Origin of the sequence: Pseudomonas sp. NPDC012596, from assembly GCF_042902325.1 — a bacterium.
Classification (GTDB): domain Bacteria; phylum Pseudomonadota; class Gammaproteobacteria; order Pseudomonadales; family Pseudomonadaceae; genus Aquipseudomonas.
This window is the reverse complement of the sequence record NZ_JBIBEB010000004.1, coordinates 223923-246028: the sequence shown is the minus strand read 5'-3', so window position 1 is coordinate 246028 and position 22106 is coordinate 223923. Positions and strand designations below refer to the sequence as shown.

At 65.0% G+C, this 22106-nt stretch carries 20 protein-coding genes; 5 read left to right on the top strand and 15 right to left on the bottom strand.

Annotated elements, in window-relative coordinates; translation table 11 throughout:
• Positions 1-4: 4 nt before the first annotated feature.
• From ACFY68_RS07460 to ACFY68_RS07405, 12 genes are read right to left on the bottom strand one after another with little or no spacing between them, the layout of a single operon-like run.
• Entirely contained in the window at positions 5-664 is a 660-nt protein-coding gene (locus ACFY68_RS07460) for a hypothetical protein (protein WP_387525117.1), read from the bottom strand.
• The gene (gene gspM, locus ACFY68_RS07455; protein ID WP_387525114.1) at positions 661-1047 is read right to left on the bottom strand and encodes a type II secretion system protein GspM; all 387 of its coding nucleotides are present in this window, start codon (positions 1045-1047) and stop codon (positions 661-663) included. Before gspM ends, ACFY68_RS07460 begins: the two co-directional genes overlap by 4 nt.
• On the bottom strand, positions 1044-2132 hold the full coding sequence (locus ACFY68_RS07450) for a GspL/Epsl periplasmic domain-containing protein (protein ID WP_387525112.1): 1089 nt from the start codon (positions 2130-2132) through the stop codon (positions 1044-1046). The genes gspM and ACFY68_RS07450 overlap by 4 nt, the downstream gene beginning before the upstream one ends.
• A complete protein-coding gene (locus ACFY68_RS07445; protein ID WP_387525109.1) occupies positions 2129-2719 on the bottom strand; it encodes a type II secretion system protein J in 591 nt (196 codons plus the stop codon). Before ACFY68_RS07445 ends, ACFY68_RS07450 begins: the two co-directional genes overlap by 4 nt.
• Positions 2716-3084 (bottom strand): type II secretion system protein GspI, encoded by a 369-nt coding sequence (locus ACFY68_RS07440; RefSeq protein ID WP_387525106.1) that lies wholly within the window; start codon positions 3082-3084, stop codon positions 2716-2718. The genes ACFY68_RS07445 and ACFY68_RS07440 overlap by 4 nt, the downstream gene beginning before the upstream one ends.
• Positions 3081-3518 carry a type II secretion system minor pseudopilin GspH gene (gspH, locus tag ACFY68_RS07435; RefSeq protein ID WP_387525103.1) on the bottom strand — a complete coding sequence of 146 codons (438 nt, stop codon included), beginning with the start codon at positions 3516-3518 and terminating at the stop codon, positions 3081-3083. The genes ACFY68_RS07440 and gspH overlap by 4 nt, the downstream gene beginning before the upstream one ends.
• Positions 3519-3521: 3 nt before the next feature.
• Positions 3522-3956: a type II secretion system major pseudopilin GspG gene (gspG, locus tag ACFY68_RS07430; protein WP_387525100.1), complete on the bottom strand. Its 435-nt coding sequence runs from the start codon at positions 3954-3956 to the stop codon at positions 3522-3524.
• Positions 3957-3973: 17 nt separating this feature from the next.
• Positions 3974-5176, bottom strand: a complete 1203-nt coding sequence (gene gspF, locus ACFY68_RS07425; protein ID WP_387525097.1) for a type II secretion system inner membrane protein GspF — start codon at positions 5174-5176, stop codon at positions 3974-3976.
• Positions 5177-5179: 3 nt separating this feature from the next.
• Positions 5180-6628: a GspE/PulE family protein gene (locus ACFY68_RS07420; protein WP_387525326.1), complete on the bottom strand. Its 1449-nt coding sequence runs from the start codon at positions 6626-6628 to the stop codon at positions 5180-5182.
• A complete protein-coding gene (gspD, locus tag ACFY68_RS07415) occupies positions 6628-8568 on the bottom strand; it encodes a type II secretion system secretin GspD (protein WP_387525323.1) in 1941 nt (646 codons plus the stop codon). The genes ACFY68_RS07420 and gspD overlap by 1 nt, the downstream gene beginning before the upstream one ends.
• 21 nt (positions 8569-8589) lie before the next feature.
• A complete protein-coding gene (locus ACFY68_RS07410) occupies positions 8590-9015 on the bottom strand; it encodes a pilus assembly protein PilZ (protein ID WP_387525095.1) in 426 nt (141 codons plus the stop codon).
• Positions 9012-10652: a lipoprotein UxpA gene (locus tag ACFY68_RS07405; RefSeq protein ID WP_387525092.1), complete on the bottom strand. Its 1641-nt coding sequence runs from the start codon at positions 10650-10652 to the stop codon at positions 9012-9014. Before ACFY68_RS07405 ends, ACFY68_RS07410 begins: the two co-directional genes overlap by 4 nt.
• A gap of 224 nt (positions 10653-10876) precedes the next feature.
• Here ACFY68_RS07405 and ACFY68_RS07400 point away from each other — a divergent pair, with 224 nt between their 5' ends.
• Positions 10877-12955, top strand: coding sequence for a PhoX family protein (locus ACFY68_RS07400; protein ID WP_387525089.1), 2079 nt, complete (start codon positions 10877-10879; stop codon positions 12953-12955).
• 151 nt (positions 12956-13106) lie between these two features.
• On the opposite strand, the gene gspK is transcribed toward ACFY68_RS07400, so the two are convergent.
• Positions 13107-14072, bottom strand: a complete 966-nt coding sequence (gspK, locus tag ACFY68_RS07395; RefSeq protein ID WP_387525087.1) for a type II secretion system minor pseudopilin GspK — start codon at positions 14070-14072, stop codon at positions 13107-13109.
• Positions 14073-14217: 145 nt separating this feature from the next.
• On the opposite strand from gspK, the gene tatA reads away from it, so the two are divergent.
• From tatA to ACFY68_RS07375, 4 genes are all read left to right on the top strand, one after another.
• Positions 14218-14454, top strand: coding sequence for a twin-arginine translocase TatA/TatE family subunit (gene tatA / locus ACFY68_RS07390; RefSeq protein WP_387525084.1), 237 nt, complete (start codon positions 14218-14220; stop codon positions 14452-14454).
• Positions 14454-14744 carry a Sec-independent protein translocase protein TatB gene (gene tatB, locus ACFY68_RS07385; protein ID WP_387525081.1) on the top strand — a complete coding sequence of 97 codons (291 nt, stop codon included), beginning with the start codon at positions 14454-14456 and terminating at the stop codon, positions 14742-14744. The genes tatA and tatB overlap by 1 nt, the downstream gene beginning before the upstream one ends.
• Entirely contained in the window at positions 14741-15523 is a 783-nt protein-coding gene (tatC, locus tag ACFY68_RS07380; RefSeq protein ID WP_387525078.1) for a twin-arginine translocase subunit TatC, read from the top strand. The genes tatB and tatC overlap by 4 nt, the downstream gene beginning before the upstream one ends.
• A 69-nt stretch (positions 15524-15592) precedes the next feature.
• A complete protein-coding gene (locus tag ACFY68_RS07375) occupies positions 15593-17623 on the top strand; it encodes an HET-C-related protein (protein ID WP_387525075.1) in 2031 nt (676 codons plus the stop codon).
• A 3-nt stretch (positions 17624-17626) separates the two neighbouring features.
• Here the strand turns inward: ACFY68_RS07375 and cutA are convergent, their stop codons facing one another.
• Both cutA and purL read right to left on the bottom strand, forming a co-directional pair.
• On the bottom strand, positions 17627-17938 hold the full coding sequence (gene cutA, locus ACFY68_RS07370) for a divalent cation tolerance protein CutA (RefSeq protein ID WP_387525072.1): 312 nt from the start codon (positions 17936-17938) through the stop codon (positions 17627-17629).
• Between the two features lie 3 nt (positions 17939-17941).
• The gene (purL, locus tag ACFY68_RS07365) at positions 17942-21841 is read right to left on the bottom strand and encodes a phosphoribosylformylglycinamidine synthase (RefSeq protein ID WP_346611892.1); all 3900 of its coding nucleotides are present in this window, start codon (positions 21839-21841) and stop codon (positions 17942-17944) included.
• Positions 21842-22106: the final 265 nt, after the last annotated feature.

Below are 22106 nucleotides of genomic sequence, written 5' to 3'. Positions count from 1 at the left end.
GCCCTTACCACCGCACATCCCGTTGCCCGCTAACAGCCTGCGGCCCCAACCATTGAGCGCCACGCAGTAAAGGCGTCAGCGCAGCGTCCGGCTGTAGCTCAAAGGCCACCTGCGCCCGGCGCCCCAGCAGGTCGGCATCGACCATGAGTCGATGCTGCCCTTGCTGCGCCAACTGGCCATGCAGGCGCCAGCCGTCGCGGCAGTCCATTTCTACCCACCCTTGGCCCAGGCCCAGCGACCAGGGCTCGCTCAATGCCAAGTCGGTGACGGTGATACGGCCGTCGCTGGCGCGGCACTGGCGCCCTGAGCCCTGCATCCGCAGCATGCCCTGCCATTGCCCGGCCAGCCGGTAATCGGAAGGCGCGGTTGCCTGGGCATTCAACGCCGCAGCTTCAAGGCGCCAGCGCCATGGCCAACCTTCGGCGCGAAGCTGCCAACCCTGCCCTTGCCAACCCAGCTGCGCACTGGCTTGCAAACGCCAGGGCTGCACAGTCCAGTGCACTGGCCCTGCCGGGCCGAACTGGAGGGCATGGCCTTGCCACAGGCTGCCGCTGACATCGAGCATGGGCAGGCCAAGGCCTCGCGATACCCAGGACGCCGGCAGCTCCACCAGCAATGTCAAGGCAAAAACCCCGCAAGCCCACAGCAAGCCTCTGCGGTTCATGGCCGCATCACCAGGTCGAAACGCAAGCCTTTGGCGTCCTGCTCCAGCCCCCATTGCAGCAACTGGGCGCCCTCCGCCCGCAAGGCTTGCATCCAGCCTTGCAGAGCTCGCTCATCGGCTACCTGGCCGCGCAGTTGCCAGTTATTGCCTTGCGCTTCTACCTCCGCCAGCTCGATGCGCCGTGCCTGGGCTGACTGGCGCAGGCGCTCCAGGCTTACGCCTGACGTGCCTTGCAACGCGGCAGCCTGCTCTGCCAGAACGCGCCACTGGCTGAGCTCGCGCCACTGCCAGAGGCCTTCGCGCAGCGCCACGAACGCCAGTAATGCGCCAATCAAGCACCAGGCCAGCCACAGGCGATGGCGCTGGATCCAGTCACGGGTCATGTTGCCGCCCCCAGATCGAACACCACCTGGGTCGCCGATGCCGCGCTCTGCACCTGCACTGCCGCACCTGCGTCAGCGGCCATTTGTTGCCATGGCGGCGCGGTTCCTTCGCCGTCCAGGCGCAGGTGCCAGCACTGGCCGTCAAAGCGCACTGCTTGCAGACGCCAGGCTGGGTGGTCCTGCAGCCAGGCGTGCAGACGTGCCTGCAAGTCGTCCAGCTGGCGCATGCGCAGTTGCTGTTGCACATCGGCCTCCCTCAGGCGCTTGAGCGCCTGCGCCGCGTGCCTCGGCGTGGCCTGGGCGCCGGTCACCGCCAGCACTTGCCCTCGCCATGTCTGAACCTGGCGCCATTGCTGGCTTGACCACAACGCGCCCCACACCGCAGCCAGTAACAGGCAAACCACGATCAAGCGCCGCTGGGGGGCTGGCACGCCGGGTAGCGCGCGCACTGAACGTGAGCGTTCGAACAGGCTTGGCAGGTTGTCCAGCGGCGCCAGCGCTAACGGCCAGCGACCGGCCAAGGCTACTGCGCGCAGCCCGCTCCAAGGCTGCTGCGGCAAATCACCCAGTGCGTCCGGCCACGCCAGCCAATGTTCACGGCTATCGTCACTGAGCCCACGGTAAAGGCTCAGGCCAGGTGCCCGCTGCCACTGCCAGGCCGCGCCCGTTTCGGCTGTGGGCAGCAACTGGAACTCGGCCCAGCAACGTTCCACCTCAAGCCCCCATTCGGCGCATTGGCCACGCCAGTCATCCAGGTGCTGCCGTGCTACCGCCAACAAGCGCAGCTGCCCGGCCTGACGAGACAGGCAGGCACATTGCACCTCCTGCGCCCCCTGCAGCAAATGGTCTTCCAGCAGCAATGGCCACTCGTCACGCTTGAGGCCGGGCGGTGCCGCTAGCTGAAACTGGCTGCACAGCGGGCCCGGAATGACCAGCGCTACCCGTGCTTGCAGGTTCGCGGGCGGCTCGCCCTGCCCTTCACGCTGTGCCACCCCATCTTCGACCAGCACCCAGTCCCAGATTTCGCCCGGGCGCACCAACAGCCACGGCCGGGCGGGCGTACGTCGCCGCCATTCAAGCTTCATGAACGCCCCCACGGGAGGATGAAGGTGCAGACATAAGGTGCTCCATCGCGCTGCAGTTCCACACGCACGCCACGGCCGGGGTGCGCAGGTTGATCGGAGGGCCAGGGCAGCCAGCGGCCACCCTGGTGATAAAGAACAGTGAAGGCACTGACCTGCTGCAGTTGCTCACGCAAGACCCAACGCGGCTCGCTGGCGGCATACAGGTCTGCCGAGGTTTCCAGCAGCAGGCGTTGCTCGCGGGCGTCGAAACGCAGGCGCTGGCGCTGCAGCCGCGAACCGCCCTCGGCTTCGGGCAACGCCGTGGCTGCCACCCACAGCAATTGCTGACGGTCGGCCTGCCAGTCGAGCCAGCGGCTGGCCAGTGGCAGGCGCTGCTCGTACACCCGGCGCAGTGCCGGGCTGTCGAAGCGCCGCTCCAGGGCCAGGCAAAACTCCAGCACGGGGGTTTCCTGTTGAGTGCTCTGCAACCGTTCGCGGACCTTCAGCCAGCCATTGACCAAGGCGGCAAGCATCACCCCAAGCAATGCCGTCAGCGCCATCGCCACCATCAGTTCGATCAGGGTCAAGCCGAGCTGGCGCCGCTTCATGGGCGCTCCAGAAAGACCGTGTACTGGCCAAGCGGCAGGCGCTGGTCGCGGTCGGCGTACAGCTGCATCTCGCCACGGCGCAGGTCGCGCACGCCGGTGCGGCGCAGTTGCAGTAGCCAGTGGCAGGCCTGGCCACCCTGGCGCAACACGCCACTGGCCTGGCTGCTCGCCGGCCAGAACTGCTCGACGGCAAAACGCGCTTGCAATTCGCGGGCGCACAGCACGCCCAGGCGATGCTGTTGCACGCTGTCCTGTACCGCCAGGCGCTGGCGCAGGACCTGGCTGGTGATCACCGCCAGTACTGCGGCGATCGCCAGCGCCACGGTCACTTCCAACAGCGTGAAGCCGTGCTGCCGGCGCTTCATGGTGCCAGCCCGACGCGCAACTGACCGTCGCGGCCCCACGCCCACTGCTGGCTGCCTTCGGCCCAGCGCCAGTGCACTGTACCCGGCTGCGCCCACCCCTGTGGCGTGAACAGTAAACGTGGCTGGCTGCTGGCTGGCCAGTCCGGGCGCAGGCCCTTCGGCCAGTCACCCAGGCTGACCGCTTCGACCACCCAACCGTCGCGTTCACGGCGTACGAACTCTGGGTGCTGGCCGGTCCAGCGCAGCCCGCGCAACTGCCCGGCGTGCCTGGCCAATGCAGCCTGCGCCTGGACGTGCGCGGCCAACCGCTGCAGCGCCTGGTCGACACTGGCCTTGCCGCTGTCGAGCCAGGCCACGGCGAGCCCGGTCATGAGCCCGGCGATCGCCAGCACCACCAGCAACTCGAGCAGGCTGAAACCCTGTTGGCCGCGCATCGATCACAGCGCCCAGTTGCCCAGGTCGGCATCCTGGCCTTCACCGCCCGGCGCCCCGTCTGCGCCCAGCGAATACACATCGACCCGGCCATGCTCGCCCGGCATGCGGTACTGGTAAGGGGTGCCCCACGGGTCTTCGGGCAGGCGGCGCACATAGCCGTCGCTGCGCCAGGCACGCGGTAGCGGCTGCTGGGCCGGTTTTTTAACCAGTGCGGCCAGGCCTTGCTCATTGCTGGGGAAGCGCAGGTTGTCCAGCCGGTACATGTCCAGCGCCTGTTCGAGCGTGGCCAGGTCGGCCATGACCTTCTGCCGCATGGCCTTGTCCTGGTTACCAAGCACACTGGGCGCGACCACCGCGATCAGCAGGCCGATGATGAAGATCACCACCATGATTTCCATCAGGGTGAAGCCGCGTTGGCGGTTACGACGATGCTGCATGGGAAACTCCTTGTCATCTACAGTTGCAGGCCCTGGTTGAGTTGCATGATCGGCAACAGCACCGCCAGCACGATGAACAGCACCACGGCGCCCATCACCAGGATCATCAGGGGTTCGAAAAGCGCCATGGCGGTGTCCACCTGGCGGGCAAAACCGCGCTCTTGGTCATCGGCCACGCGTTCGAGCATGTCGGCCAGCGTGCCGCTGGCCTCGCCGCTGCCGACCATGTTCACCAGCAGTGGCGGGAACTGTTGGCAGGCGTCCAGCGCCCGGTGCAGGCTGGTGCCGCCCTGCACCTGCTGGCGCACCTGTTCCATCGCCAGGCGGATGCGCCGGTTGCCGACGGTTTCGGTGGCCACCTGCAAGGCTTCGAGCAGGGCCACGCCGCTGCTGGTGAGAATTGCCAGGCTGCGTGCCAGGCGGGCACTCTCCAGCACCTGCAACAACCCGCCGATGCGGGGCAGGCGCAGCAGCACGTCGTCGCGGCGCAGGCACCAGTGCGGTTTACGCAGCAGCCAGCTGGCCAGCAGCGTGGTGAGAACTGCCAGGCCGAAAACCCAAGGCCCGGCGTGCACAAGGCCCTGGCTGAAGCCGATCAGCAATGACGTGATCAGCGGCAGGCTCTGGCCCGCATGGGCAAACTGTTCCGTGAGCTTGGGCACGACAAAGGTCATCAGGCCGATCACCACCGCCAGGGACACGCCCATCAGTACGCAGGGGTAGATCAACGCGGTGCGTGCCTTGTGCTGCTGGCGCTGCACCTGCTCCAGGTGGTCGGCCAGCCGTGTCAGCACCTGGGCCAAACGGCCCGAGCGCTCGCCGGCCTCGACCAGGGCGCAATACAAACCGGTGAACGGCGCGCCCTGGCGCGCCAGGCTCGCCGCCAGCCCCACGCCTTCGGCGAGCGAGCCACGCAAGGCCACCAGCACCCCGTGCAGGGCGGGCTGGCGCAGCTGGCGTTCCAGCGTGGCCAAGGCATCGACCAGGGCAATGCCGGCACCGGTCAAGGTCGCCAGTTGACGGGTCAGCTCGCACAACTGCGCCCGGCTCAGGCGCTGGCGGCGCGGTTGCCGGGTGCTGGCGTCATGGCGCTGTAATTGCCGGGCAAACAGCCCCTGCTCGCGCAGCAGCTGGCGCGCATGGCGTTCGGTGTCGGCCTGCAGGCTGGCCTTGTGGGTCTTGCCGGCAAGGTCGACGGCCTGGTAGCGAAAGGTCGGCATAGGTCAGCCCTGCACCACGCGCAGCACTTCGGCCAGGCTGGTCTCGCCACGGGCCAGGCAGTCACTGGCCATCGTCACCAGGCTCTGGCGGCGCTCGGCCAGGTAGTCCTGCATCGCCAGCTCGCTGGCACCGTCGTACAGCAGCGCGATCAGGCCCGCGTCCAGCTCGACGAATTCATAAAGGCCCAGGCGCCCGATATAACCGCTGCCCTGGCACTGTTCGCAGCCCACCGCGTGGTAGCTGCTGCCCAGCGCTGCAAGCTCCGGCCACAGCGCGCGCTCGGCTGCCTGCAGCGGCTGCGCCACGGCGCAGCTGCACAGGCGCCGTACCAGGCGCTGGGCCAGCACGCCGCGCAGGCACGAGGCGATCAGGAACGGCTCGATGCCCATGTCGCGCAGGCGGGTGACCGCGCCCACCGCGCTGTTGGTGTGCAGCGTCGACAGCACCAGGTGCCCGGTGAGGCTGGCCTGCACGGCGATCTGCGCGGTTTCCTGGTCACGGATTTCGCCGAGCATGATCACGTCCGGGTCCTGGCGCAGAATGGCGCGCAGGCCACTGGCGAAGGTCAGCCCGGCGCGCGGGTTGATGGCGGTCTGGCCGATGCCGGCGATGGCGTATTCCACCGGGTCCTCGACGGTGAGGATGTTGCGGCTGCCGTCGTTGAGGCTGTTGAGGCTGGCGTACAACGTGGTTGTTTTGCCCGAGCCGGTCGGGCCGGTGGACAGGACGATCCCGTTGGGCCGCGCCAGGCAGCTACGCAGGCCCTGCAGCACTGCTGCCGGCATGCCCAGGTTGGTCAGCGACAGCAGGCTGGCCTGCTTGTCGAGCACGCGCATCACCACGCGCTCGCCGTGGATGCCGGGCAAGGTCGAGACGCGCACATCCACCTCGCGCCCGGCGGCGCGCAATGTAATGCGGCCGTCCTGCGGCTGCCGCTTTTCGGCGATGTCGAGCCGCGCCATGACCTTGATCCGTGACACCAGCATCGCCGAAAGCGCACGCGGCGGGCGCAGCACTTCGCGCAGGTGCCCGTCGACGCGCAGGCGCACCACCAGGCTCTGTTCGAAGGTCTCGATATGAATATCCGAAGCGCGCAGGCGCAGGGCCTGGCCGAACAGGCCGTTGATCAGGCGGATCACCGGCGCTTCGTCGTCGCTTTCAAGCAAATCCTCGATGCGCGGCATTTCGCTCATCAGGCTGTTCAGATCGACCTGGTCGCCTATGCCCTCGATCAGCGCTGCGGTGGCGGCATCGCCAGCCTGGTACAGCAGGCCAAGACGTTCGTCGAAGGCAGCAGGCTCCAGGTACGCAAGCGCAACAGGGCGGCCATGCACACGCAGCAGTTCCTGCAGCTGATCGCTGTCGGCATCGCGGCGTAGCCACAACTGCCAGCCGGCCTCTGCCGGGGCCATGGCCAGCCCGGCCTGGCGCGCCAGGCGATAGGGCAGCATCACCAGTCACCGCCTTCGAGGCGCGCACGGCTGGCTGGGAACACGCGCTGAAGCTGGCCGTCCTGTGCCAGGTCGGGCAGCTTCAGCGGCGTGGTCTGCTGCAGGGTGCGGTACTTGTCTTCGCTCAAACCGGCCAGGCTCGGCCCGTCACGCAGGATGCGCGGGCGGATGAACACCATCAGGTTCTGCTTGGTGTTCTTGCTGGCGTCGGAGCGGAACAGCCGGCCCAGGCCCGGAATATCACCGAGGAACGGCACGCGCTGGTCGCTAGTGCTCAGCTCGTCACTGATCAGCCCGCCAAGGATCACCAGGCCATTGTCCTCGACCATGACCTTGGTCTTGATCTCGCGCTTGTTGGTGATCACGTCGCTGGCAGCGCTGGAGTCGGCGATCGACGAAACCTCCTGGACGATGTCCAGGCGCACGCTGTTGTCGATGTTGATCTGCGGCTTGATGCGCAACTTGACCCCGACTTCCTTGCGCTCGATGGTCTGGTACGGGTTGGCGTTGTTCTGGGTGACGGAACCCGTGACGAAGGGCACTTCCTGCCCCACCAGGATCGACGCCTCGGCGTTGTCCAGGGTCAACAAGGTGGGCGTGGACAGCAGGTTGAAGCCGCTCTTGCCTTTGAGTGCGTTGACCAGCATTGCGAAGTTGAACCCACCGCCGATATGGCCGATGCCAACGGTGGCACCGGTGGTGGCTGACAGCAGGTCACCGAGCCCTTCGTTGTCACCACTGGCGGCGGCGCCAGCGATGTTGGCGATGTTCACCCCGTTGCTGCCGAAGTTGACGATGCCGGCGCCAAACTTCTCATCGGCAAACAGCCACTGCACGCCAAGCTCCTGGGCGCTGCTGTCGGAGACTTCGGCGATGATCGCCTCGACCACCACCTGGGCGCGGCGGATATCCAGTTGTTCGACGATGGAGCGGTAAGCGGCCAGTTGGCTATCGGGGCCTACCATGACCACGGCGTTGGTGCCTTCCTCGTACTCAAGGCGGATGCCCGAATCACTGGCGGCGGCCATCACCGGTTTGTCCTTGCCTTCGCCTTCGCCTTCGCTTGCACCTTCGCTGGGCGCTGCGCCTTCCTGGCTCAAGCCGCGCAGCACCTTGACCACTTCGCCGGCATTGGCGTGACGCAGGTAGATCACCTGGGTGTTGCTACTCTGGCGGTTTTCGCTGGGCTGGTCGAGCTGGCGCAGCAGCGCCTTGACGCGGTCGGTGCTGCCACGTACCAACAAGGCATTGCTGCGCGGGTCGGCGACCACCTGGGTGCTGTCGGCGCCTTGCTCGCGGGCCAGCAGGCGGGTCAGCAACTGCGCGGTGTCGGCAGCGCTGGCGTGGCGTAGCGGCATGACCTGCAGCGGCTCGTCGCTCACCTGGTCGAGCTGGCGCAACAGGCTGTCGATGCGTTCGAGGTTGCTGCGCCAGTCGGTGACCACCAACAGGTTGGCGGCAGGGTACGGGGTGATTACGCCGACGCGCGGGTCGATCAATGGCTTGAGGATGCCGAGCATCTGCTCGCTGGCGGCGTTGCGCACATTGAATACCCGGGTAGCCACGCCGTCACTGCCGGCGGACTGCTTGCCAGCCGGCTCCACCGGTACCGGCTCCAGCCGCGCCGCCTGGTCGGGGACAATCTTCACACTGCCATTGGGCAGGTCCACTGCGGCGTAGCCCTGGGCGCGCAACTGGGCGAGGAAAATGTCGTAGATAGCATCGGCATCGTGGCGGTCGACAGTACGCACGGTGACTTTGCCTTTGACCCGGGGGTCGACAATGAATGTGGTACCGGTGATCCGCGACACACTGTCGATGAATTCGCCCAGTTCGGTATCGACGAAATTCACTTCATACAGCGGCGTGCCATTTTCATCGAAGGTTTCCGGTTCTTCTGCCCAGGCCATCGTCAGGGCCAGGCTCAAGGCAGCGGCCACGCAATATCTCACCAGCATCGTTCATCCTTGCCGCTTGAAGCCGGTCACGGCGGGGCGTGGCGGCCAGGGCAGGCGCTCACGCCGCCCCTGGTTGTCGAAAATCAGGCCATCGGCGTCGATGTCCTGTAACACGATCCCCGGCGCCAGCCGCTGGCCACGGCCGAGGGTGCGCACCTGCTGGCCGTAGCGCAGCACCACCACGCTGGCCGACAGCGGCTGGGCCTTGAGGCCGCCAAGGTATTGCAATGGCAACCGGGTAAGCGCGATTGCGCCGTCGTCGAGTGGGGGGTGCCAGTGGCCGACCAATAAACCCGGCAAGGGCGTATCGGCGGCTGCGGGAGGGCTGGCCGGGTGCGGCTGGCGGCCCAGTTGCAGCAAGCATTGGGCGGCCAGCCAGCCGGCCAGGGTCAGCAGGCCACCGGTGAACAGGCGCGAGGCAAGGCTCACGAAACCACCTGCCGTGGGTGCCAACCCGGGTGGCCTTGCACGTAACGCACCTCGGGCAGTTGCAGCGGCGCCAGTTGCCAGCCCGGTTGCTGGCGCCCGAGCCAGGCCTCGACCCGCTGCCACAGCGGCTCACCGGCCTGGGTTTCGAACTGCAGGCCAAAGGTGCGACACAGGCCCTGAACCGGGTCCAGGCCAGTGATGCGCTTGCCTTGCGGGCTGTAACTAACCCCCCAGGCCTGGCCCTGCCAGCGCGGCAGGTCCTGGCTGTTGTCCAACAGCAGCGGGTCGCCGAACAGTTGCTCGGCGGCGTTTTCCAGCACCTGTTCGACCTGCCGGGCCGGGGCCTCGACCACCGGTGCCGGGTAGCCGCCGGTCAGGCTGATCAGGTGTTCGCGGGTGATGGGCTCACCGGCGGCCAAGGGGTAGTCGTAGCGCAGGCCCGGCAACAGCACCGGCAGGCCGCTGTCACCCGCCAAGGCTTGATGCAGCAGGCGGTCCCAGCTACCGCCGCGGGTGTCGCGACGCCACAGCGCCTGCGGGGCGCGGGCGAGCGGTTGGTCGAGCCACGCGGCATGGCCGGCGCGCTGCTGGCGCAACTGGGCCTGCAACTGGCTGGCGCGTAACTGCGCGGCAGGTGATAGCTGCTGGCTAACGGCGGGGAAGAAGCGCCCATCGAATTGCCACTGCCCCGCCACTTGCTGGCAGCGCAGGCGAAATGCACCGCTGCCACGGCAACCGGCAAACAGCACGGGAATGCGCCGGCCGCTGGCCTGGGTCGCCTGCACGGGGGTCGGCCACAGGTCCTGGCCGCGTGCGCAGAGCAGTACATCGATTTCTGCAACCCGTTCGGCCAGCCACAGGCCCGGCCCGGTGCCGACATCGGCCAGCGCCACCACCAGGTCCGCCTCCCGACGCGCTTGCTCGAAGGTGGGCAACAGCGACTGATACCACTGTTTGAGTGAGGCTTTCTGGTCCTGGGCGTAGGGGTCGGTGACGCCCACCACGGCGATGCGTGCGCCGCCTCGCTCGAATACGTGCAGCGGCTCCAGCCCCAGGGCTTTACGCTGTTGGTCAGCAAGGCCGGCGCCGAGCGTGACCGCAGGAGACTGGCGGTAAAGGGCCGCGCTGCGCTGCGGCCAAAGTACGCGCTCATCGCTGCTGACCCGCGCTTCACTGCCCAGCAGCTGGCTGCCCTGCGGGCCGCTCTCGCCTTGAGTGAGGTAAGCCAGGCCACTGCCATTCCAACCCTGGCCATTCTCCAGGGTCAGGCTGTTGCTCTGGCCTGCCTCCCCACGCAACTGCTCCAGCAACGCCGCGAGCACCGCATAACCGCCCACTTGCAGCGTTGACGCCTGGTTGGCATCGAGCAATGGCGCAAGGTGTGGGTGAGCCAGGCTGGCGCTGGTGCCGGTCATCCACGGCGCACGGCCCAGGTGGCTGACCGGGCCCAGGCGGGTCGCCGGCACCACGGGCAGGCCGGGCTGGCGCGCATCGAGGGTGTCGGCGACATAGAGCAGGTCCACGCTGGCATTGCCGCCACCCTGGCCTGGGAATGCAGAACAGGCGCCGAGCAACGGTGCCAAGGCACCGATTCCCATCCAGCTGATCACTTCGCGCCTGCGCACACTGCTTGCCATCGTGCCCGCCATCCTTATCCGAGTTCTCTTTGGGCTCCGGATGTTGCGGCGTTGGCATTACAGTTTGATGGCAGAAATCCGACAGCCATTCCAAATTGATCTGTCGGGCACACAAGTAAGAACTTACAGTTTTAAAGCCTCGTTAACATTTCTGCCAAGGAATCATCACACTAGCGCTCTAAAGTCGCGGTTTCTTTCAACTCAGCTACTACAAGGACACCCTGATGAGTCGAGAATCCGGCGACAACGTTGACCGCAACGCTAGCGGCAACCTGCCCATGGCCAGCGTCATGGACGCTTACCTGAGCCGTCGCAGCGTGATGCGCGGCAGCCTTGGCGCCGCTATCGCCATGATTGCAGGTACCGGCCTGACCGGCTGCTTTGACAGTGGCGGTTCTGACAACGACGACCCGGTAACCGAGCCGCCTGTGACCGAGCCACCGGTAACCGAGCCGGAGCCGGAACCGAAAATGGCCTTGGGCTTCCAGTCCATCCCGGGTTCGCGCACCGACGCCTGCGTCGTCGCAGCCGGCTACAGCGCCTACGTGCTGGCACCGTGGGGCACGCCGCTCAACAGCAACGCCAACCCGTGGAAATCGGACGGCAGCAACACCTCGACCGACCAGGCCAATGCCATGGGCATGCACCATGACGGCATGCACTTCTTCCCCATCAATGGCAGTTCGGAAGACGGCCTGCTGGCGATCAACTTCGAATACATCGACGCGGCCGCCCTGCACCCCAACGGCCCCACCACCGACGTCAGCGGCAAGCGCCCGGCCGAGGAAGTGCGCAAGGAAATCAACGCCCACGGTGCCGGCGTGGTGCGGCTGCAGAAGCTCAACGGGCGCTGGCAGGTGGTCGACAACGACCCGCTCAACCGCCGCTTCACCACGGCTTCGCGCATGGAGATCACCGGCCCGCTGCGCGGCACCGACCACGTCAAGACCAAGTACTCGGCGGCCGGTACCCACTGCCGCGGCACCAACAACAACTGCGGCAACGGTTACACCCCGTGGGGCACCTACCTGACCTGCGAAGAGAACTGGCCAGGCATCTTCGTCAACAAGGGCACACGCCCTGAAGACCAGCGCCGCATTGGTGTCGGCACCTCCAGCGGCCAGTACAAGTGGGAAAGCGCTGCCGGTGACAGCACCGAAGTCAGCGACGAATTTACCCGCTTCGACGTGACCGTCAAAGGCGCCAGCGCCACCGACGACTACCGCAACGAAGCCAGCACCTATGGCTACATCGTCGAGATCGACCCGTACAACAGCAGCACCCTGGCCACCAAGCGCACCGCCCTTGGCCGCTTCCGCCACGAAGGTTGCTGCCCGGGCCTGCCGGTGGTGGGCAAGCCGCTGGTCTGGTACATGGGTGACGACTCCAACAACGAGTACCTGTACAAATTCGTCTCCACCGCAGTGTGGGACGCTGCCGACGCGAACCCGGCCGACCGCCTGGCCACCGGTGCCAAGTACATGGACCAGGGCAAGCTTTACGTGGCCCGCTTCAATGCCGATGGCTCGGGCGTATGGCTGTTGCTCGACGTGGCCACCCCAACCGCTGCCGGCACTACTCTCGGCGCGCTGTACGGTGACCTCCCCGGCATCATCCTCAACACCCGTGGTGCGGGTGATGCGGTGGGTGCAACGCCGATGGACCGCCCAGAGTGGACCGCAGTCAACCCGCTCAACGGCGATGTGTACCTGACCCTGACCAACAACAGCGCGCGCACCCCGGAGAAAGTCGACGCAGCCAACCCGCGTGGCCCGAACCGCCACGGCCACATCATCCGCTGGCACGACAGCGACGATCAGTTGAGCTTCACCTGGGATATCTTCGTGTTCGGCGCCAACGCCGCAGGCACGGCCGACATCAACCGCTCAGGCCTGACCGAACTCAACCAGTTCGCCAGCCCCGACGGCATGAGCTTCGATAGCCGTGGTGTGCTGTGGTTCGAGACCGACAACGGTGAGAGCACACTGACCGACTACACCAACGACCAGCTGCTGGCGGTGATTCCTACCGACCTGGTGGATGGCACCGGCAAGCAGGTGCCGATCAATGCCCAGAACCAGGTTGACCTGCGCCGCTTCTTCGTCGGGCCGAATGGTTGCGAGGTGACCGGGATTGCCTTCAGCCCGGACAACAAGTCGATGTTCGTGAACATTCAGCACCCGGAGAACTGGCCGTATACCGACAAGGCCACCGATGCTACCCCGGCGGGGGCCACGGTGCGGCCGCGGGCTTCGACGGTGGTGATCCAGCGGGATGATGGCGGGGAGATCGGGACCGTCTGATCCTGCTCGCATCAGGGCCGCTGTGCGGCCCAATCGCCGGCAAGCCGGCTCCCACAGACACCCTGCAGTGCTGAATATCAGCGGGGTACTTGGGGGCCGCCCGTATTTGTGGGAGCCGGCTTGCCGGCGATTGGGCTGCACAGCAGCCCCTTTACCAGGCAATTGGCCCACGGCTCTTGACCCGCACCTGCTGCGCTGGCACCCGCGCATGCCACTGCACCACACCCAATGCCTCCACCTGAAACTCGCTACGCATCACCCTGCCCTGCTCTTCGAACGACAGCTGCAACAGAAAATGCCCGCTGTTGAGCAACAACCCCTCGCTCAAGCGCTCGAACGTTTCGTCATCCACCGCCCCCAGCGCCTGGCGCAACGCCGACGCATCTTCATACCCCGACGCCGGCCGGCCACTGATGATCCGGCTCAGCAGCGAGCGCGGATAGCGCCCCTCATACAGCGCATCTAGCAACGGCAAATGCTCCACGCCCAGCGCATTGGCATTCAGGCGCCAGCCTGTGGTTTGCGGCAAGGCGCACAGCATGGGGTAACGACGTTGGCGCGCGGCATCCGGTTCGAGCAGCAGGTTCAGTTCACTGGTGTCGAGCATCGGCTGGTTCGCCGCCAGGCGTGGCGGTTGCTGGCGCAGGTACTGGGCACTCTCAGTGCCCTGCAGGCGGGCATCGCTGTCACTGTCGAGCCAGTCGGCCAGCGCATCGACCAGGCGCTGCGCCGCCATGTCATCGCCCAGCACATACCGAAGCTGGCGCTCGGCCCGCGCTCCATCGGCGCCCAACAGTGCATTCACGTTGAAACACGTGTGTTGGTCGCGCACCCGCAACTGCGCCTGGCCGGCGCCAAAATCGTAGGTCAGCGGCTGCCCCCGCAATGCCTGCCAGAACAGCGGGCTGAGCCGCCAGGCAGGGTCGCGCAGGGCCTGCTCGGCATAGGCCAGGCCGGCCTGCTCCATAGCCCTCACCTGCACCCGCTGGCGCAACAACTGCACGTCATCGACCTGGCGGCGGCCGTCTTCCACCAGCCAGGCCATCCCCGCAGCGAGCATCGCCAACACCACCATCACCATCAGCAGTGCCGCGCCCTGCTGTCGCTTGTTGCCCATTCGCAGCCACCCTTTTGATCATTCGAGGCGCCAGTCAACACAGGGGTTGTTGCAGGGAGATGGCAATCACTTTTCAGTCATCTGCGCGTCATCAAGGCGAGGCAGGATTAGCCATTCTTTTCATGGCCTTACAGGAGTGTTGGTAATGGGTGGCATCGGAATCTGGCAACTGGTAATCGTACTGCTGATCGTTTTTCTGCTGTTTGGCACCAAACGCCTCAAAGGCCTGGGCAGCGACGTGGGTGAAGCGATCCAGGGCTTTCGCAAGTCCATGGGCGGCGACAGCGACGCCGACACCCCTGGCGCTACGCAAGCACAACAGCCACCGCTGACCAGCCAGGCTGCTGCGCAGCCACAGCCGCACGCGGACCGACAGGCCTGATGTTCGAGGTAGGTTTCAGCGAACTGCTGCTGGTCGGCATCGTCGCCCTGTTGGTGCTAGGGCCGGAGCGCCTGCCGGTGGCGGCGCGCACCCTGGGCCGGGGGCTCGGCCAGGCGCGCCGGGCGATGCAGGGTTTGCGTACGCAGATGGAGCGCGAAATCGATATGCCCCATTTCGAGCGTGCGCCCCTGCAGCGCCTGGAGCAGGAAATCCGCCAGGGCATCAGCCTGAAGGTGGAACCGGCCAATGACGCAGCAGCAGTCAGCGTGACGCGGGAGAGCAGCTCATGAGTATTGCCCTGGACCCAGCGGCACGCATGCCGCTGACCGATCACCTGCGCGACCTGCGCAAGCGCCTGGTGCGTTGCCTGCTATTGATAGCGCTAGTGTTCGCCGGGCTGTTCCCCTTCGCCCAGCAGCTTTATACGTTGGTCTCGGAACCGCTGCGCCGCTTTCTCCCGGAAGGCGCCAGCATGATCGCCACCAGCGTCACCTCGCCCTTTCTGACGCCGTTCAAGCTGACGGCGATGTGCGCGTTGTTCGTGGCCATGCCGCTACTGCTGCACCAGGCCTGGGGGTTCCTTGCACCGGGGCTTTACCGCCGCGAACGGCGCATCGCCCTGCCGTTGCTGGTGTCGAGCATCCTGCTGTTCTACGCCGGCATGGCCTTCGCGTTCTACCTGGTGTTCCCGATGATGTTCGGCTTCTTTGCCAGCGTGACACCTGATGGCGTGGCGATGATGACCGACATCAGCCAGTACCTGGATTTCATCATGGCGCTATTCCTGGCGTTCGGCTTGGCGTTCGAAATCCCGGTGGCAACGTTCATCGTGGTATGGGTGGGGCTGGCCGATGTGGCCACGTTGCGCCGCAGCAGGCCGTACGTGATCGTCGGGTGTTTTGTGGTGGGGATGATTCTTACACCGCCGGACGTGTTTTCGCAGACCATGCTGGCGGTGCCGATGTGGGTATTGTTCGAACTGGGACTGGTGGCCAGCCAGCTAGTCGGCAAGCTTCCCTCGCCCGAAACGGGCGAGCCTGCAGCCGGGGAAGATTACCTGCGCAGGTAAAGCTGCTCGGTTCTTGCAGGCACAGTAACAAATCAAGCTGGGCGTCCAATTCTCCATGGAATAACGCCCATGCTTACCGAAACTGATGCCAACAGCCCCACGCTAATCAGTACCTATGCGCTGGACCGCCTGAGCAGCTTTGCCGAACACACCGAAAAAAGCCTCTTCGTAGCGATGCTCATGTCCGTATACGGCACGGATCTGCCGGTAGACGTTTATCTGAAACTGCAGGCAGCCCTGCGCGAAGGCGGCATCGACAATCCCCTGTATCAAGTTGACCCGCAGGGCAGCGCTACCGCCCGCTATGACAGTACTAGCCGTACGATTTACGTGGCTGCTACCGCCATCGCGCAGGCACGCACCGAGGACCACATGAGCGTCAACCTGCTCAGCGCCATGACCAGGGCGTTTGGCGAATATCTGAAGGATGTGATCAGGCAAGACTTTGATGCTTCCGCACTGCAGGCTCCGATTCAGCCCCTGGCGGATGCGGAGCGAGACGTCGGCGCCGATTATGCTGCCATGATCTTTTTCTGCGGGGCCAAAACGGCTGACGGCACCGTTTTCGCTAGCGTTGCGGGTGAGGATTTGCGTCTGACCATACCCAACCTTGAACCCGCCCCCGAAAAGGCTGAGTTTAATGCGGGCAAAGGCCATGACCAGCCAGGCTCGTTCGGTCATGAGTCCCTCGAAAAGGGGTTGGCCTCGGTGGGTTTCACAGACGAAGAACGCAGGAGCATCTATTTTGGCAACTGGCTGCGTGATTATTCCCAGCTCCTCGACCCCAAGATCGTGCGAAAGCAGGACGCGCCGAAAAGCTTCCCATCAAAACTGTCCCGCGCAGCCCTGACCCAGCTGGTCGACATTTTGGCGCTCAAGGAATTTCATGACCTGCAGAGCACACCGCAAGGTCGCGATGCCTACACCGTGATACCAGATATGCTGGGGGTCTATCGCCCTTCCGAGCATATCGACAATCCGCTGAACCCGGTGGCAGAGGCAAGCGACCCCCAGGAGATCGACGCGGATTTCGAACCGTTGGTAGGGCATAACCATCCGCTACTTGAAGTCGACCAAGAACGCTCGATATCGAGTTACGTCGACCCTGCGACACGCTATATGTACGATAAGCTGATCGCCGCCATGTACGCGGGCAATACCCCTGAGGGCAGGCGTTATTTGGGCGAAGCATTACATGTACTGGAAGACTACTTCGCCCATTCCAACTTCGTGGAATTGTGTTTGCGCAAGAGAGGGCATCCGGTGTTGCCCTGGACGACTGCAACGGACTGCAAGCACGGCCTGCCGATAGTTACCGGCATGTTTGGTGGCCTGGATGTGATCGCCAGCATCGCCGAGCCCCTGGGAGAAATTCTCTTCGCCGCGCAAAAGCTCGAGTTCAAGCGCACGGAATCGGGTTATCGGAGTGATGCCGAGCAAGTATTGCTGATCTTGTTCGAAGAGCATCACAGCGACATTCCACTCGGTGCGTTGAAACAGTATCTGCAGTGGCGCGACGACGCGGCAAAGGACCCTTTGTTCGGGCTGTATGAACTTGGCAGCTGGGCAGCCAGTTTGCCGCTGACAGCATTAAAGAATGCAATCAACGCCGCGTTCCGGGGAATACTCAGTTGGCTTGGGGACAGCATTGACGAGTTTCAGACCTTGTCCGGCCACAATCCCAATGAAACGGCAGGTCTGCACCCCACCCACTCCCAACTGGCGAAAGATCACGACAGTCACCCGTTTCACGAACTTGCAGCCTACCTGGCAACTCATGCAGTGCAGGAAGTCGGGCGTTCGATGTATCAGTATTGGCAGGGCGACACCGAGCGAGACCCGGCCAGCGTGGCCAAGGGTTTTATCTTGCACCCCAACGATGATGACTGGCATGACGACATCGTCGCTGCATGGGAGGCGAAGGACCGTGACGATTCAAGCGCCAAGATCCGCTTGGGTAGCCAACTCGACGATTTGGCAGCGTTGCAGGCGCAACTCGAGAAAGATGAACGGGATAGAGTGAAAGTGCTGGGAGAAAGCTTCCGCAATGCCCCCAACACCGTGTCGGATATCATCGGCAACGCGTTTTACTTCGGCTGAACTTCAGAACGCTTCGAGCCGCCAGACCTCAAAGGCCGGCGTCTCGTAGGGATGATGCTGCTTGAGCGCAGCGACGACCTGAGCAATCAGGTCGTCAGCCACCACCAGCTCCACCTTCCACTCCTCAACCACCTCGACCTGGCCGGTTTGCCCGAGGAACGGCTGGCTGCCGTCCAACGGGCGAAACTGGCCCTGGCCCAGGGTTTGCCAGGCGCAGTGGTCGTAGTCGCCGATACGCCCGCCACCGGCGGCGAATACGGCGGCCTTGACCGCGTCGACGTGGCTGGCCGGGACGAAGAAGGCGAGCTTGTACACGCCTTAGTTCACCCAGACGCGCGCGTTGCGGAACATGCGCATCAGCGCGGCATCTTCCTGCCACTCATCCGGGCGCCAGGAGTTCTGCACGGCGCGGAACACTCGCTCCGGGTGCGGCATCATGATGGTCACGCGGCCGTCGCGGCTGGTCAGGCCGGTGATACCACGCGGCGAGCCGTTCGGGTTGGCCGGGTAGGCTTCGGTCACCTTGCCGTGGTTGTCGACATAGCGCAGGGCTACGCAACCGGACACATCGGCTTCCAGCAGTGCTTCTTCGCTGGCGAACTCGGCATGGCCTTCGCCGTGGGCGATGGCGATCGGCATGCGCGAACCGGCCATGCCCTGCAGGAAGATCGAGTTGGACTTCTGCACCTCGACCATGGCCACGCGGGCCTCGAACTGCTCCGAGCGGTTGCGCACGAAGTGCGGCCAGTACTCGGTGCCCGGGATAAGCTCGTGCAGGTTGGACATCATCTGGCAACCGTTGCACACGCCCAGGGCGAAGCTGTCGGTACGCTCGAAGAAGGCCTGGAAGGCATCGCGGGCACGGGCGTTGAACAGTGCGGACTTGGCCCAGCCTTCACCGGCGCCCAACACGTCACCGTAAGAGAAGCCACCGCAGGCGACCAGGCCTTTGAAGGCTTCGAAATCGACACGCCCGGCGAGGATATCGCTCATGTGCACGTCGATGGCAGCGAAGCCGGCGCGGTCGAAGGCGGCTGCCATCTCCACCTGGCCATTGACGCCCTGCTCACGCAGGATCGCCACTTGCGGGCGCACGCCTTTCTTGATGTACGGCGCTGCGATGTCGTCGTTGACGTCGAAGCCGACTTTGACCGACAGGCCCGGGTTGTCTTCTTCGAGCAGCGCGTCGAATTCCTGGTCGGCGCAGTCGGCGTTGTCACGCAGGCGCTGCACCTGGTAGCTGGTCTCGGCCCACTGGCGCTGCAGCATGCGACGGTCGTCGTCGAACAGCACTTCGCCATTCAGGCTGATCGACACTTCAGCGTTATTGACCGGCTTGCCGATCACGGCCACGCACCCTTCACCCAGGCCAGCTGCGCTGAACTGCGCCAGCACGTCCGGGGTGGCGTCCTGGCGAACCTGGATGACCGCGCCCAGCTCTTCGTTGAAGAGGATGGCGGGGACGTCATTGCGGTTGTCGGTCAGCGGGTCGAGCTGCAGGTCGAGGCCGCAGTGGCCGGCGAAGGCCATTTCCACCACGGTGGTCAGCAGGCCGCCGTCGGAACGGTCATGGTACGCCAGCAGGTGGCCGTCGGCGTTCAGGCCCTGGATCACGGCGAAGAAGGCCTTGAGGTCTTCAGCGTCGTCGACGTCAGGTGCCTGGGCAGCGATCTTGCCGTAGGTCTGCGCCAGGATCGAGGCGCCCATGCGGTTCTTGCCACGGCCCAGGTCGATCAGGATCAGGTCGGTTTCGCCCTTGTCCATGCGCAGTTGCGGGGTCAAGGTCTTGCGGATGTCGGTGACCGGCGCGAAGCCGGTGATGATCAGCGACATCGGCGAGGTGACGCTCTTGTCGACGCCCTCTTCGCTCCACTGGGTTTTCATCGACATCGAATCTTTGCCGACCGGGATGGTGATGCCCAGCTCTGGGCACAGCTCCATGCCGACAGCCTTCACGGTGTCGTACAGGCGGGCGTCTTCACCCGGGTGACCGGCAGCGGACATCCAGTTGGCCGACAGTTTGATGTCGGACAGTTTTTCGATCTGCGCAGCCGCCAGGTTGGTCAGGGTTTCGCCGATTGCCATGCGGCCGGACGCCGGGGCGTCGAGCAAGGCCAGCGGGGTACGCTCACCCATGGCCATGGCTTCACCAGTGTAGACATCGAAGCTGGTGGCGGTGACGGCGCAGTCAGCTACGGGGACCTGCCACGGGCCGACCATCTGGTCGCGAGCAACCAGGCCTGTGATGGTGCGGTCACCGATGGTGATCAGGAAGCTCTTGCTGGCCACGGCCGGGTGGTTCAGGACACGCTGCACGGCGTTGTCCAGGTCCAGTTGGCTCGGGTCGAAGTCATCGCCCAGCTCGGCTTCGCGGCTGACCGAGCGGTGCATGCGCGGCGGTTTGCCCAGCAGCACGTCCAGCGGCATGTCTACCGGGGTATTGCCGAAGTGGCTGTCGGTGACGGTCAGGTGCGGCGCTTCGGTCGCCTCGCCGACAACGGCGAACGGGCAGCGCTCGCGCTCACAGATGGCCTGGAAGCGCTCGAAATCGACAGCGCTGACGGCCAGGACGTAACGCTCCTGCGATTCGTTGCTCCAGATTTCGTGCGGGGCCATGCCCGGCTCGTCGTTGGGCACGTTGCGCAGTTCGAAGCGGCCACCGCGGCCACCGTCGTTGACCAGCTCAGGGAAGGCGTTGGAGATGCCACCGGCGCCGACGTCGTGGATGAAGGCGATCGGGTTGTGGTCGCCCAGCTGCCAGCAACGGTCGATGACCTCTTGGCAACGGCGCTCCATTTCCGGGTTTTCACGCTGCACCGAGGCGAAGTCCAGGTCGGCGGAGCTGGCGCCCGTGGCAACCGACGACGCCGCGCCGCCGCCCAGGCCGATCAGCATGGCTGGGCCGCCGAGCACGATCAGCTTGGCGCCGACGGTGATCTCGGCCTTCTGCACGTGGTCTTCACGGATGTTGCCCATGCCGCCTGCGAGCATGATCGGCTTGTGGTAGCCGCGCACTTCTTCACCGTGCGGGGTATTGATGGCCTGCTCGAAAGTACGGAAGTAACCGGTCAGTGCCGGGCGACCGAATTCGTTGTTGAACGCAGCGCCGCCCAGTGGGCCTTCGATCATGATGTCGAGGGCGTCAACGATACGCTCCGGCTTGCCGTACGCCTGCTCCCACGGCTGCTCGAAGCCCGGGATGCGCAGGTTGGACACGGTAAAGCCGGTGAGGCCGGCCTTGGGCTTGGCGCCACGGCCAGTAGCACCCTCGTCGCGGATCTCGCCGCCGGAGCCTGTGGAGGCGCCGGAGAACGGGGCGATGGCGGTCGGGTGGTTGTGCGTCTCGACCTTCATCAGGATGTGCACCGGCTCCTTCACCGCGCCGTACTGGCGGGTTTCAGGGTTCGGGAAGAAACGGCCGGCAACGCTGCCGACGATCACCGAAGCGTTGTCCTTGTACGCAGACAGCACGCCTTCGCTGTGCATCTGGTAGGTGTTCTTGATCATGCCGAACAGGCTTTTTTCCTGCTCCTCGCCATCGATATCCCAACTGGCGTTGAAGATCTTGTGGCGGCAGTGCTCGGAGTTGGCCTGGGCGAACATCATCAGTTCGATGTCGTTCGGGTTGCGTGCCAGGTTCTGGAAGGCATTGACCAGGTAGTCGATCTCGTCTTCGGCCAAGGCCAGGCCCAGGTCGATGTTGGCCTTGGCCAGCGCATCGCGGCCACCGCCCAGGATATCGACCGAGGTCATCGGCTTGGGCTGGGCGTGGCTGAACAGGTCGGATGCCTGCTCCAGCTGGGCCAGCACGCGCTGGGTCATGCGGTCGTGCAGCTCGGCGGCGACAACCGCGGCGTCGGCATCACTCAGGTCGCCGGCGACGTAGTAGGCGATGCCGCGCTCCAGGCGCTGGATCGACTGCAGGCCGCAGTTGTGGGCGATGTCGCTGGCCTTGCTGGCCCAGGGCGAAATGGTGCCCAGGCGCGGCACGACCAGGAACAGGCGGCCACTTGGCTCCTGCACCGGCACGCTCGGGCCGTACTTGAGCAGACGGCCCAGCACCTGCTGCTGGTCGGCGGTCAGCTCGCCGTCGACATCGGCGAAGTGGGCGAATTCGGCATACAAACCAGTAACAGCGGGGACTTTCTGGCTCAGTTGCTCGAGTAATTTACCGTGGCGAAAGGCAGAAAGGGCAGGAGCGCCGCGCAGGATCAACATCGTCGGGACAGCCTCAGGAAGGGGTGTGCTTAGAGGCCGTGCATTCTAGCCTAATTCAACCGCTTTCGGCACCTGCTCTAAGCCAAGCCTGCCGGGCGGTGGAACCGGACTTTCGGGTCAAAAAATTTTGACTTGTTTTGCCTGCCCCGGCCCCATCGCCGGCAAGCCGGCTCCCACAGGGACTGCGCCAACCTTGAGTATGTGGCGGGTCCGGTGGGGCCGGTGCAACACAGACTGCGCTACCAGACAAGCTATCAGTTGTCGA

Bases quoted from the DNA above. Each gene is read 5' to 3' on its own strand.
- tatA (WP_387525084.1), top strand. From the start codon at position 14,218: ATGGGTGGCATCGGAATCTGGCAACTGGTAATCGTACTGCTGATCGTT.
- ACFY68_RS07400 (WP_387525089.1), top strand. From the start codon at position 10,877: ATGAGTCGAGAATCCGGCGACAACGTTGACCGCAACGCTAGCGGCAAC.
- tatC (WP_387525078.1), top strand. From the start codon at position 14,741: ATGAGTATTGCCCTGGACCCAGCGGCACGCATGCCGCTGACCGATCAC.
- ACFY68_RS07405 (WP_387525092.1), bottom strand. From the start codon at position 10,652: ATGGCAAGCAGTGTGCGCAGGCGCGAAGTGATCAGCTGGATGGGAATC.
- tatB (WP_387525081.1), top strand. From the start codon at position 14,454: ATGTTCGAGGTAGGTTTCAGCGAACTGCTGCTGGTCGGCATCGTCGCC.
- gspG (WP_387525100.1), bottom strand. From the start codon at position 3,956: ATGCAGCATCGTCGTAACCGCCAACGCGGCTTCACCCTGATGGAAATC.
- gspK (WP_387525087.1), bottom strand. From the start codon at position 14,072: ATGGGCAACAAGCGACAGCAGGGCGCGGCACTGCTGATGGTGATGGTG.
- ACFY68_RS07420 (WP_387525326.1), bottom strand. From the start codon at position 6,628: ATGCTGCCCTATCGCCTGGCGCGCCAGGCCGGGCTGGCCATGGCCCCG.
- gspM (WP_387525114.1), bottom strand. From the start codon at position 1,047: ATGACCCGTGACTGGATCCAGCGCCATCGCCTGTGGCTGGCCTGGTGC.
- ACFY68_RS07440 (WP_387525106.1), bottom strand. From the start codon at position 3,084: ATGAAGCGCCGGCAGCACGGCTTCACGCTGTTGGAAGTGACCGTGGCG.
- ACFY68_RS07450 (WP_387525112.1), bottom strand. From the start codon at position 2,132: ATGAAGCTTGAATGGCGGCGACGTACGCCCGCCCGGCCGTGGCTGTTG.
- ACFY68_RS07375 (WP_387525075.1), top strand. From the start codon at position 15,593: ATGCTTACCGAAACTGATGCCAACAGCCCCACGCTAATCAGTACCTAT.
- gspH (WP_387525103.1), bottom strand. From the start codon at position 3,518: ATGCGCGGCCAACAGGGTTTCAGCCTGCTCGAGTTGCTGGTGGTGCTG.
- purL (WP_346611892.1), bottom strand. From the start codon at position 21,841: ATGTTGATCCTGCGCGGCGCTCCTGCCCTTTCTGCCTTTCGCCACGGT.
- ACFY68_RS07460 (WP_387525117.1), bottom strand. From the start codon at position 664: ATGAACCGCAGAGGCTTGCTGTGGGCTTGCGGGGTTTTTGCCTTGACA.
- gspF (WP_387525097.1), bottom strand. From the start codon at position 5,176: ATGCCGACCTTTCGCTACCAGGCCGTCGACCTTGCCGGCAAGACCCAC.
- ACFY68_RS07445 (WP_387525109.1), bottom strand. From the start codon at position 2,719: ATGAAGCGGCGCCAGCTCGGCTTGACCCTGATCGAACTGATGGTGGCG.